Source organism: Pseudomonas capeferrum (genome assembly GCF_013523055.1).
Lineage (GTDB): Bacteria > Pseudomonadota > Gammaproteobacteria > Pseudomonadales > Pseudomonadaceae > Aquipseudomonas > Aquipseudomonas capeferrum_A.
This window is the reverse complement of record NZ_JAAMQM010000002.1, coordinates 134066-146396: the sequence shown is the minus strand read 5'-3', so window position 1 is coordinate 146396 and position 12331 is coordinate 134066. Positions and strand designations below refer to the sequence as shown.

Below are 12331 nucleotides of genomic sequence, written 5' to 3'. Positions count from 1 at the left end.
ATGATGGTGCGGCAGTCTCAGCCCAAGTAAAACGAGTAAATATATGCCTTGGCGGAATAAAAAAACTGGCCAAACTAAAGATGCCGTTTGCGCAAATAGGACGTCGAGGGGCATCTGACACGCTCTCGGCGCACCAGGCTTTTTTACGTTGCCAGCACATTCACGCTCAAGGGAATACTTTAATAACCGTGTGCCCGAGCATTTCTCTTACTTGCCAACCGTTGTCACCGACAACAGAAATGGGCATCGTTTGTCAGATCCGCGCCAACGGCAAGTGTCAGGCCGCAGACGAAAGCAAAGTGCTCGCGGTGTTGGAGGCCCATCGCAGCGGACTGGAAAAGCTTGGCCAGCCCTACGAGATGATCGAGAGTCGAGACATACCCGTTCACCTTGGTACCTCGCTCTACGAAAAGGCCCTCTATACGCCGGGGACCATGCTGCTACAGCCCGCTGCCCTGGCCAAAGAATTGGCGAATACGCTACCCGGTAACGTGACCCTGTATGAGCACACGGTCATCACCGCCATCGAGCAAGGCGACCGCATCACGCTCAAGCATGCCAGTGGCGAGATCGTTGTCGATCAGTTGCTGCTGACCTCGCCTTCGCCTCCCACTTCGGTTTCCTGCCAGGCAGGCTCCTACCCATCTTCACCTACGCAAGCATGACGCGCCCTTTGACGGCAGAGGAGCAAAATCGTCTGGGCGGAAAGGAAACCTGGGGGCATTCCCGCCGATCCCTCCGGCCGCACGTGGCGCCGCACCCCGATCAACGCCTGCTGGTTCGCAACAGCTTCAGCTTCAACGCCGATGGCAGGGCCCATCGGCGCTATCTCGATCATGCCGGTCGCCAGCACAGAGAGTCGTTCGAACGCCGATTCCCGATACCCACCGGGTCGCCTTTCGATTACACATGGGGCGGCTCCATGTGCCTGTCGCGCAATCACATGTCTCATTTCGGCTCGCTTGCCCCCAAGGCCCACGGAGCACTCTGCTGCAATGGCTTGGGCACCACCTGGGCACCGGTGACCGACACCCTGTTGGCCAACTGACTGGCCGGCGAACGCGATGAGTTGTTGGCATTCTCGGCATTCAAGCGCCACTTGGGGAGGCGCGTGCGACGTGATGTTCAGGCTGAAGTTATTTATCAGCTCGCGAATCCTCTGTGATACCGACGGCCTCGTCGCGGGACAAGCCCGCTCACCACCGGTACGCGCCACAGCGAGAACATGCCCCCGGTGGCGAGCGGGCTTGCCCCGCGACGAGGCCCTCAGCTCCACAGAAAATCGCAAAAACCGAAAGGCAGGCTTCAGCACTTCAAAACCGAATGCTTTTCCTAACTGACTGGCATAGCCGCTGCGAATGCCTACCTGCGGCGACTTTCTTATGGTTTTCCTAGGAGTGGCGGAAAACATGGGTTTGCAGCGGTGTGAGGCCCGCCAGTTTCTCCTGTGCCGATCGTGGCCCACTTCCGGGCTTGCCGCAGTCCCCATGTCCTATCAATCTCGACAATTAGAAATCCATGACAATCCGCGCGAACAAGCGCAAGCGTACGATCAATTGTCATGACTGTAATATCGAGAAAGGTGGGGCTGAGCATCATGTGTTCAACGGCTATTGCGATGCCCACGGCATCGAAGTGGCCAGCGTGCCAGGTTATGCCGCCAATACCGTGGCCGAGCACAGTCTGGCCATGATTATGGAGCTGTTCCGCCGCCTTCATGGAGCTCCTTGCTCACGGCTCACTCGGGACATGAGCCAGGAAGGGTGGGTTCTTCAAACGAAAAATTGAACGTGGGCCTCGGTGGCCTCCCGAACGTTAGCTAGTTACCTACTCAATCAGCTGCAACACAATAGCCATTGCGCCCTTGTCGCTTGGCCTCGTACATGGCTTTATCCGCTCGAACCAAGACCTCGTCCGCCGTCAGCGGAGCAAGTCCCGAATGATTCACATGGATGCCTATGCTTGCTCCGATGGATACCCTGACCTCTTCGAGATCGAAGGGAGCGGACAGCGTGTCGCAGAGCTTGCGTGCGATATCCCTGATCGCCGCCTGACTGGACACCGGCTGGGCGATGACGACGAACTCGTCCCCGCCTAGCCTGGCCACCGTGTCGTCGGCGCGCATGATCGTCAGCATCCGCTCCGCAGCCGCTTGCAAAAGCAGGTCGCCGGTTTCGTGGCCATATTTGTCGTTGACCTGCTTGAAGCCGTCGAGATCGATGAAGTAGAGCGCGAATGGGATTCGATGCTGCACTACATAGTCCAGCTCCTTGTGCAACGCCGAACGGTTGGGCAGGCCGGTCAACGAGTCCAGGGTCGCCTGATCCAGCAGGGTCTTCTCTCTCTGCTTGCGATCCGTCACATCCAACGACATCACGAAGAAGCCCTCGACCTTTCCGTTACGGATATCCGGCACGTACGTGGCATGCCAGATGCGGGAATCGTTCGGGCTATAGCGCATGTTGTCGGCCTCCACGCGCTCACCGGCCAGTGCCTTGGTGAAACAGGGCAACAATTGTTGATAGACGTATTCGGGCAGCACATCCTTCACTTTCCGACCTTTCAACCGAGCCGGCGCCAGCCCGAAGATCTGCTGATACACGGCATTGTTGAATCGGTACCGGAGATCGGTATCGATGTGGGCAATCAGCACGGGCAGATTGTCGGCAATGGCCTGCAAGGTTTCCTGGCTGCGCTCGAGCTCGTCGGTACGTTGCGCTACCTGTTGCTCCAGCGTGGCCTGGTATCGCTGGAGCTGCAGCTGCCTGCGCTTGCGCTCCCCGATGTCTCGGGCGAACACCACCATCTGTTCGGGCTCTCCCCCCTCCCCGCGCAGGACAGACATGCTCAGCTCTACCCATACCGTATCTCCAGCATCACTTGAGAAACGCACCTCGGCGACATGCGAATCCAGCGCACCCGCGATCAGCCGACCCCAGAAAAGCTCGAGGTCCTGCTGATCCCTGGGATCTATCAGGTCAGCCAAATGAAGCAGCACCAAGGACTCGGGGGCTTGACCAAGGAGCTGACACAATTCGCGATTGGCTTGGAGTATTCGTCCATCCAGCCCTGTTATGGCCTTAGCGGTGGGGCTGTTATTGAAGACCATGCGAAAACGCGTGTCCGAAGAAACCAGCGCACTCTGTTCTGCTTGCTGTATCGCACCAACGTCGATAGCCAGGCTGCGATGGAGCATTTCTCGCTCGACGATCCTGGCCAGATCGCGAAGGTTCGCCAAGTCGGCGTCCGACACTTGTCGTGGCCTGGTATCCAGCACACAGAGCGTACCGACCGTCAGCTCACCCGCGAAGCGCAACGGTACTCCGGCGTAAAACCGTACGAAGGGTTCCCCTACAACCAGCGGATTGTCTTCAAAACGCGGATCCAACCGTGCGTCCGGTATGACCAGCAGCTCCTCTACATGCAGGGCATGAGCACAAAATGCGACGTCTCGAGTGGTTTCCCGGACATCGATACCCTGGCGCGACTTGAACCATTGGCGATTCATGTCGACCAGCGAGACCAAGGCCATGGGCACATCGAGCAAAGCGCCAGCGAGCCGGGTGATGCGGTCGAAGGATTCTTCGGCGGGCGTATCGAGAATGTTGAGGCTCTCGAGGAAGCACAGGCGCGCGGCTTCATTGAGTGGGGATGGTGCGATTTGCATGGCTGCTCGCTCATCAGGGAATCGATTCGCAACGATAGCGACAGACTCTACCGATGTCACAAGGGTTGTGAAGAGAAACCGCTGAATCGGGTCGCCGGAACGCTTACCTGGGCGACTGCAGCGACGAACGACAATCACCATTCGCCAGCGCGCTATTTGTATGACTTTTTCGACGGAAAATTGAAATGTCAATCAGGTGAATCGGTGAATGACCTACGTATAATCGAAGCCTCAATCTCGATGATGTGTGCACATGAAGAAGCTGTTGTACGTCCTAGTCCTTTCCCTCGCTGTTGTTTCCCCCGCTTTCTCCAGCCCTCCCGCGTCCTTCACCGAAGCCAAGGTCATCGCCAAGCAGAAGGTGTACTTCGATCAGGCGAACAGCGCCATGGGCGAACTTTATTGTGGCTGCAAATGGACGTGGGCAGGCCAATCAGGCGGCAGGGTCGATGCCAAGTCCTGCGGCTATGAGACCCGCAAGCAGCAGACTCGTGCAGAACGCACTGAATGGGAGCACATCGTTCCCGCATGGACGTTCGGACACCAGCGTCAATGCTGGCAGAATGGAGGTCGCGAGCACTGTGTAGACGACGATCCGGTTTTCCGTGCGATGGAAGCTGACCTGTTCAACCTCTACCCCGCCGTGGGCGAGGTAAACGGCGACCGCAGCAATTTCAACTACGGCATGGCCTCAGGTGTAGCGCCTCAATACGGTCAGTGCACGACCAAGGTCGATTTCCAGCAACGCGCGGCCGAACCCCGTGACGAAGTGAAGGGGCTGGTTGCCAGGACAACCTTCTACATGTTCGATCGGTACAAGTTGAACATGTCGCGCCAGCAACAGCAGCTCCTCATGGCTTGGGACAAGCAGCATCCCGTGTCCGCGTGGGAGAAGGAACGTAACCAACGTATTGCCAGGATCATGGGGCACCCCAATCCCTTCGTTACCGGCGAGCGTGAATGGACACTGGGCTACAAACCCGTGGGTGAAGGTGTCGTGAGCGCTATCCCCGTGTCGACTTCCAACACAAAGGCCAGCGCCCAGACGTCGAGCAAGGCGAATGGCGGGGCAATCATCGGCAACCGTAATAGTCGTCTCTATCACCTGCCTACAGGCTGCCCGAGCTATGACAAGGTATCGGTGAAGAACCAGGTGTCGTTCAGCTCAGAGCCTGAAGCTCTGGCCGCAGGTTATCGCAAGGCCGGAAATTGCAAATGACATCGGGATGAGGTTCATGGAATGAGCGTGTGTCCGCTGCCGAGTCAGTCTGATCGTTGATTGGCATCCCCACAAAGCGGGATGCTGACCATGCTCGCGAAGGGCAATGCGGGGAAGAGTCGGGATGTCGAAATTGTATGGGAATCTCCGAACAAGCTCTCAGTTATGCGAAAATTCCCTGACCACCTGATCCGAGCCGCCCATGAGCCAGATGAGCTTTTCCGACTTTGAGTACGCCGGCAAGCGCAAGCAAACCCGCCGCGAACGCTTCCTCGCCGAGATGGATCAGGTCGTACCCTGGACAGGCCTGCTGGGGCTGATCGAGCCGTTTTACCCTAAAGCCGGTGGCGGCCGAAAACCTTATCCGCTGGAAACCATGCTGCACATCCATCTGTTGCAGAACTGGTTCTCCCTGAGCGATCCGGCGATGGAAGAAGTTCTGTATGTAGTGGTCAACTAATCCCGGACACTGCCTTAAGTTTTTCCTCGGCGACCGCAGGTGCTAGGCCTTCATTGAACTGATGCGGTCGCCGCCAGTTGTACCGCTCCATCAGGAACCGACCGATATCCTGTTTCGCCAACGTAGCACTCATGTAACCCACCGTCGGTATCCATTCTGTTTTCAGACTGCGAAACAGCCGCCCCATCGGCGCGTTGTCATGGCAGTTGCCGCGCCGGCTCATGCTCTGTTTGAAGCGGTATCGCCATAGTCGCTGGCGGAAACTACGGCTGCCGTATTGGCTGCCCTGATCGCTGTGAAACAGCACATTTTGAGGCCGGCCACGTTGCTCATAGGCCATGTCCAACGCCTTGATGACCAGGTCGGCGTCGGGCTTGGGTGAGAACGCCCAACCCACCACCCGGCGCGCATAAAGGTCGATTACGGCCGCCAGATAGTGCCACCGGCCCTGAGCCCAGACGTACGTAATATCACCGCACCAGACCTCATTGGGGGATGCAACGGTGAACTCTCGATCAAGCACATTCGGGATATCAGGCCGCTCCACTGTGGCCTTTTTGTAGGCATGGGACCCGGCTGCTTGCTGATCAAGTTCATCTCGCTCATTAACTTGCATACTTTGAATCGCCCGATTTTAAGGCCGTCCTCTTTCATCATCAGCATGATACTTCGACTGCCCGCAGCGCTTCGGCTTTGCGTAAACAGCTCGTTCACGCGGCTGCGCAAAACCACCCGCTCGGCATCCGGAAATCGACGTTTGCGGCAGTAGGCGTAGTAGCAAGATCGGGTGACTTCAAATACCGAGCACAACAGATCAACAGGCTCTTGAGCCCGCAGTTGATCGATTAACGCGAACGCTCGTGTTCCTCGGCCATCAAAAGCGCGGTGGCCTTTTTTAAAATCGATTTTTCCCGTTCCAGCCGATTGATTCGGGCTTCCAACTCTTGGATCTTTTGCTGCTCGGGCGTCAGGGCTTTGCTGATCGGAGTGACACCGCCACGTTCCTGCTGGAGCGGGTTCACCCAACGACGCAAGGCCGACTCAACCAGCCCAAGCGAACGGGCTGCTTCGGTATGGCTGTAGCCTTGGTCAATCACCAGGCACGCAGCCTCTCGCTTGAACTCAGGGGTGAAGGTACGACGTTGCTTGGTCATCAGACACCTCTCTGGGGCGAGCATTCTCGCCTAAATAGGTGTCCGGTCATTAGACCACTACACAGGTCTGAGCGTAGGCGGGATGCATGGCGCCCCTAGTCTTGGGTGTGACCAACTGAGAGGCACCGATTTTATTTCATGGATAACTGACGGCTTGTACCCAGTTTGCGCCTTTGCCGGCAGGTGCGGTGGCGTGTTGAGTGAGTGTGCCGCGGCTCGGATCAATGGCGTACACACCAATGTTAGGGCTTTTTTCGCCAGTGACCAGCAGCCATTGACCCGCGGGGTCTACGGTGATACCCCGCGGTTGCTGTTCGACTTTAAGGTTTTGCACGAAGCTGGGCAGGCCGCTGTTCCGGTCTACCGTAAACACGCTGACGGTACTGCCAGTGCGCTCAGAGGTATAAAGGAAGCGCCCGTCAGGCGTCAGCGCAATGTCGGCGGCCCAGATCAGGTTGGTGGCCAGTGGCGGCGGTACCGGTTGCCCTGGCTTGATCATCGGTCGGGCAGTGCCGTGTACCAGGTCGGAGTCTGCTGGTATCGCGTTGACCTCACCCAGTGCGCTGAGCTGCCCGGTATTTTGGTTTACGGCAAAGGTGGTGACGCTGCCGGCCATCTCGCTAAGCAGATAGAGGAAGCGGTTATCTGGTGAAATGACTGGGTGGCGCGGGCCGCTGTTTTTGGGTAGTTCAACGTGGCCGAGAGGATCAAGTTTGCCGCTGGCGGCATTGAATCTGAATTCAAGAAGTTTGTCTGCGCCCAAGTTGGCGACGTACACAAACCGATTGGTGTTATCTACGATGATTGAGTGGGCATTCGGGCCGGTCTTGATGATTTGCTGCGCGTTATCCGTAACTACGCCATCGGCATTAATTGAGTTAACGCTTACCAGGTCTTCGCCGTATGAAGCGCCAAACAAGTGATGGCCGGTCTTGTCCGTCGAGATATAGGCCAGGCTGTCAGCAACGGTAGCATTCTTCAGGTGCTTGAGTGCACCACTGGCGGGCTCGATAGCGTAGGTGGCTACTGAGTAAGGTTTGCCCCGGATGGAGGCGTAGAGTTTGCTGTGGTCTGGGCTTAAAGCGAGCGGCATGACGCCTGCTCCGGCTTCGGTGGTGGTCAGGGGCTGCAATTGCCCTTGTTTAGACAGGTCGTAGCTACTAATAGTACCGTCGGTGGCGTTGGAGACGTAGACAAAAGTGTTGGCCCAGGCCTGTGAGGCGCTCACTAGCAGTGCGGCGCTGGCAAGGCGCTTGATAGTTTTGGCTCGGTCCATCTGATACTTCTCCACGTTGTTGTTTTTAGTCGTCAGACTTCATACATCATTGATCAATTTTTGGTTTTTCTGGCTTGACTTGTCAAGCTTGAACTGCTTGTCAGGCCCGGGGAGGCCGTAGGTGCTCTGATTCAAACAGTCCTACCGCAGAAATTTATGCCGTTATGCGTTGGGATTGGAGCGCAGTTGCGATCCCCGATTTGTACGAGAATCCTGCTTCCACTCATAAGATACTGTGCTGAGGCATCTGGCGTGCGTATCTTTCACTGGGGTATAACTGGCAAGGCCAGCTTAACTTAACGATAGGCTGCTATCTATTATCGCCAGGTGATTTAGTGTTTGGAGTGAGTCCCCGGTGCCAGGATAGTTGTCGCCTCTCCCGATTCACCTGAAAACCAACCCTGGGGGCGGAAAGCGAGTCGAAGTGCCGTACTATTCCTCTGAGCGTAAAGCTGAACTGCTCAAGATGCTGCTCTCCCCGCTGAGCCTGACGAGGGCCGAGGTAGCCCGGCGCGAGGGATTCACCGAAATGTCGCTGTCCAACTGGCGTAAACAAGCCAGAGCCAAAGGATGTGAAGTGTCCGATCCTCATCACCCAGCCGAATCCTGATCGGCGGAAATGAAGTTCTCTACCGTCATCGAAAGCGCCAACCTGTCCGAGGTGGGGCTGGGTGAGTATTGCCGCCGCAAAGGTCTGTACCCCGAGCAAGTTGCAGCTTGGAGACAGTCGTTCATCAGCAGCATGGCCCCTGTCAAACCTCAGCCCAAGGCGGATCGGGAGCAAGCGCGACAGGACAGGAAACGTATTCAACAGCTGGAGCGCGAATTGCGCCGCAAGGACAAGGCACTGGCTGAAACAGCCGCCTTGCTGGTGCTGCGAAAAAGCTCAACGACTACTGGGGAGTGGAAGACGAGGGCAACTGACCGCTCTGCCGGAACGGTATCTGTTGGCGAAAACAGGTGTCACCGCTCATCCCGACACGTTTGCAAAAGCCTTGAAGCTGGCGGGGATTACACGCATAAAGCAGCGCGCCAAGGGCAGCTTTGTGTCACCCGAACCTCGCAAGTCCTATGGCTACAACGAAACGCACCGACGCCAGTTGCCAGAGCAGCGATATCCCAGTTGCTTGACTGATGCTGAATGGGATTCCCAATCGACTCGCAGTTCCCCTCAAGGCGGAGCCAGTGGCTTCGACGCAGGCAAGAAAGTAAAGGGCCGCAAGCGAAGTCTGATAGTCGATACGCTGGGCCTGCTTCTGGCGGTGAGTATCAGCGCAGCGAGTGTGCAGGATCGCGACGCAGCGGATGACGCCGTGGCTTACTCGAAGGAAAAATACCCTTCATTGACTACGCTTTTCGTCGATAGTGCATACGCGGGTAAATGGGCTCAATGCATGCATCAAATGCACGCGGTCAACGTTCAATTAATCCGGGGGTCAAACAATAGAAGAACGGGGCAATGGCACTCAGAGCAAGGCGATCTGTTTACTGTAGCTCCTGCACCTACCGGCTTCGTAGTTATGCCCAATAGGTGGGTTGTTGAGCGGACTCATGCTTGGAATGAGAGGGCTCGGCGGCTAATCATGCACCACGATCGACTGCTCGCCGTGAGTGAAGCGTGGGTGTGGCTGGCCGAGGCGCGCATACTTGCGCGTCGACTCACGACATAATTTTGTCTACACCCTCTAGGGAAACTCTGAAAAAGACTTCTTGATTTGGCAAAGTTTCCGGACACCAGTCGCCGAGGGCTTTCGGCATCCTTGCCAGTAAGGCCCTGACAGATCAGGCTGAACACGTTTCTGTGAACAATGGATGATGACCGGGCCTAGGCTAGGAAATCCTCCGCCAGTTTCACCCAGCAGTCAGCGCCCAAGCGGATCAATTCGTCGTTGAAATCGTAGTGCGGGTTATGCACCGAGCAGCCATGAAACTCACCCTCGCCGTTACCCAGCATGAAGTAACAGCCCGGTACCTCGTTGAGCATCCAGGCAAAGTCTTCGGTACCCATGATCTTGGGTCCACGGCTGTGCAACTGGCCGGGCTCGAATAGCGGCTCCAGGCTTTGACGAACTAACGCAGTTTCGGCCGCGTGGTTGATCAACGCAGGGGCTAGTTGAGTAATCTGCAAATTGATACTGACACCGAACGACTGCTCGTGACCGCGGACAATCTGCTCCAGGCGCTGGTTAATCTTGTGCTGGGTTTGCGGGGTGTCGGTGCGCACGCTGATCAACATGCTGGCTTCGTCGGGAATGATGTTGTAGACACTGCCTGCCTGCAGCATGCCGATGCTGATCACGGCGTATTCTTCAGGGCCCAGATTGCGTGACTTGATGGTCTGGATGGCATTGATCAGACTGGCAACCACTGGCATTGGATCGACTGCCAGCTCGGGCATGGCGCCATGTCCACCCTTGCCGGTGATGCTCAGGCGCACCCGCTCGGACGACGCCATAGTCGGCCCCGCCTGGATCACCGCCGTGCCCACCGGCGAACCGGGCATGTTGTGCAGGGCAAAAATTGCATCGCACGGAAAGCGTTGAAACAGGCCGTCGTCGATCATCGCCTTGGCGCCGCACAGCCCTTCCTCGTCAGGCTGGAAAATCAGATTGAGGGTGCCGTTGAAGTTAGCGGTCGCCAGGCGATAGGCGGCGGCGAGCAAGATCGCAGTATGCCCGTCGTGACCGCAGGCATGCATGCGACCCGGAATCTGGCTGGCATGGGCAAAGGCATTTTTCTCCTGCATCGGTAGCGCGTCCATGTCCGCGCGCAGGCCAATGCGACGCAGACCATGGCCTTTTTGCAAAACCCCTACCAGGCCATGACCGCCAATGCCGCGGTGAACCTGGTAGCCCCATTGCTCCAGCTTGGCGGCGACCAATTCGGCGGTGTGCGGGGTCTCGCCTCCTAGCTCGGGAGCTGCGTGAATTTGCCGACGCAAGGCCACGAAGGTTTGCAGGTCGGTGTCGCTGAAAGTAGTTTCGGCTTCTTGAGTGCGCATGGGTCAGGCTCTTCCAGTATTTTCCGGGAACAGTTTCAGGCAGGTCAGGCTGATCGCCCCACCGGCCAACAGGTAAAAGGCCGGGGCCAACGGATTGTTGAGGGTCGAGGTCAGCCACGTGGCGATCAGCGGCGAGAAGCCACCGAACAAGGTCACGCCGAAGCTGTAACTGACTGAGGTGCCAAGTGCCCGTTGCGGCTTGGCGAAGGCTTCCATGATCATCGCGAAAAACGCCCCGGAACCGACGCAGCCGGGCAATACCAGCAGCGCCACGATCAGCATTGCAGCGTATAGGTTGGTGGTGTGCGACAACAGCCACAGCGCCGGCCATGCCGCTATGACCGGCAAAGTGACGGTCCACACCAGAAGCTTTTTGCGCAGGCCGTGGCGGTCGGCATAGCGCCCGGCAATCGGCGAGATGATCGCCAGGCACGCTGCGCCAACGCAGGCAATTGCCAGGGCACTGCGCTGTGGGTAGTGCAGCGTGGTGACCAGATACGACGGCATATAGAAAATGAACAGGTACATGCCAATGGTCGCACTCGCCATCAGGCCGATGGCCAGAACGGTGTTGCGCAGGTCGATCATCTCGCGCCAATGGGCTTTGCGGCTCGCCGTACACGGTTCGCAGATCGCTGGCTGCTCCAGGGTCTCAGACAGGCAACGGCGAATGTACCAGCCGACCGGGCCGATCAGCAGGCCAACGATGAACGGGATGCGCCACCCCCAGTCTTCGAGGTCAGGCGTGCTCATGACACTGCTGAGCAGCAGCCCGATGCCGGCCCCTACCAAAGCCGCGTACCCCTGGCTGGCGGCCTGCCAGCTTACGCTGTGACAACGATTGGCCGTCGAGGTCGACTCCATCAGCAGCACCGAGGCGGTGCCGATTTCACCGCCGGCGGAAAACCCTTGGGTCAGTCGCCCGATCACCAGAAGCATGGTGCCGAAAGCGCCGGCTTGTTGGTAAGTGGGGGCGAAAGCGATGAGGGCGGTACCCAGCGTCATTAGAGAGATGGTCAGGGTCAGCGCCGCCTTACGACCGTTCCGGTCGGCGAAGCGGCCGATCACCATCGCTCCCACTGGCCGCATCAGAAAACCCACGCCAAAGGCGGTCAACGACATCAGCAATGACGCCACCGGAGACTGTGCCGGGAAAAAGTTCTTGGCAATCACCACAGCGAAAAAACTGTAGATGGTGAAGTCGTACATCTCTAGAGCGTTGCCCAGGGCGCATGCCACGGTGGCTTTTCTAGACCCGACGGCAGCGTGCTCCGGCCGGATCGCGCTGTTTGCCAAAGGGGTATCGGAATGCAGGATGCTCATGGGGCTCTCTCCGAGTCGTTCGCGTTGTTAACGCCAACTATCGGGCAACCCTAGCAATCAATCACTTGCATTTTTTGCAGGCAATTAACCAATTGTTAAGTTTGCGCGGCCTCATGCGCCATAGCGCTCCAAGGGAGGGCGATTTCCAGCATCTCAGCCACCCGACGCACTATTTTCTGGCAGCGATCACGGATGAATCCGGGAACAAAGAAGCAGAATCCCACGTTTCGC

General features: G+C 57.5%; 6 protein-coding genes and 5 pseudogenes. 6 read left to right on the top strand and 5 right to left on the bottom strand.

Annotated features, from left to right (window positions below):
* Nucleotides 1–245: 245 nt before the first annotated feature.
* Together G7009_RS03170 and G7009_RS27625 are read left to right on the top strand one after the other, a co-directional pair.
* Nucleotides 246–1045 (top strand): annotated as a pseudogene (locus G7009_RS03170) (NAD(P)/FAD-dependent oxidoreductase); the annotation flags it as partial.
* Nucleotides 1046–1518: 473 nt separating this feature from the next.
* Nucleotides 1519–1788 (top strand): hypothetical protein, encoded by a 270-nt coding sequence (locus G7009_RS27625; protein WP_258197852.1) that lies wholly within the window; start codon nt 1519–1521, stop codon nt 1786–1788.
* 43 nt (nt 1789–1831) lie between these two features.
* On the opposite strand, the gene G7009_RS03160 is transcribed toward G7009_RS27625, so the two are convergent.
* Complete coding sequence (locus tag G7009_RS03160; protein ID WP_181128517.1) at nt 1832–3859, bottom strand: sensor domain-containing diguanylate cyclase; 2028 nt, start codon at nt 3857–3859, stop codon at nt 1832–1834.
* Nucleotides 3860–3920: 61 nt separating this feature from the next.
* On the opposite strand from G7009_RS03160, the gene G7009_RS03155 reads away from it, so the two are divergent.
* Together G7009_RS03155 and G7009_RS03150 are read left to right on the top strand one after the other, a co-directional pair.
* Nucleotides 3921–4886 carry an endonuclease gene (locus G7009_RS03155; RefSeq protein WP_181128516.1) on the top strand — a complete coding sequence of 322 codons (966 nt, stop codon included), beginning with the start codon at nt 3921–3923 and terminating at the stop codon, nt 4884–4886.
* 202 nt (nt 4887–5088) lie between these two features.
* Nucleotides 5089–5331, top strand: a pseudogene (locus tag G7009_RS03150) (transposase); the annotation flags it as partial.
* A 7-nt stretch (nt 5332–5338) separates the two neighbouring features.
* On the opposite strand, the pseudogene G7009_RS03145 reads toward G7009_RS03150, so the two are convergent.
* Nucleotides 5339–6500: pseudogene (locus G7009_RS03145) on the bottom strand (IS3 family transposase).
* 136 nt (nt 6501–6636) lie between these two features.
* On the bottom strand, nt 6637–7776 hold the full coding sequence (locus tag G7009_RS03140) for a lactonase family protein (protein ID WP_181128515.1): 1140 nt from the start codon (nt 7774–7776) through the stop codon (nt 6637–6639).
* Nucleotides 7777–8200: 424 nt separating this feature from the next.
* On the opposite strand from G7009_RS03140, the pseudogene G7009_RS27620 reads away from it, so the two are divergent.
* Nucleotides 8201–8726 (top strand): annotated as a pseudogene (locus tag G7009_RS27620) (transposase); the annotation flags it as partial.
* Nucleotides 8727–9446 (top strand): annotated as a pseudogene (locus G7009_RS03130) (transposase); the annotation flags it as partial.
* 155 nt (nt 9447–9601) lie between these two features.
* Here G7009_RS03130 and G7009_RS03125 read toward each other — a convergent pair.
* Together G7009_RS03125 and G7009_RS03120 are read right to left on the bottom strand one after the other, a co-directional pair.
* Nucleotides 9602–10777: a M20 aminoacylase family protein gene (locus G7009_RS03125; RefSeq protein ID WP_181128514.1), complete on the bottom strand. Its 1176-nt coding sequence runs from the start codon at nt 10775–10777 to the stop codon at nt 9602–9604.
* Nucleotides 10778–10780: 3 nt separating this feature from the next.
* Nucleotides 10781–12100: an MFS transporter gene (locus tag G7009_RS03120; protein WP_181128513.1), complete on the bottom strand. Its 1320-nt coding sequence runs from the start codon at nt 12098–12100 to the stop codon at nt 10781–10783.
* Between the last annotated feature and the right edge of the window lie 231 nt (nt 12101–12331).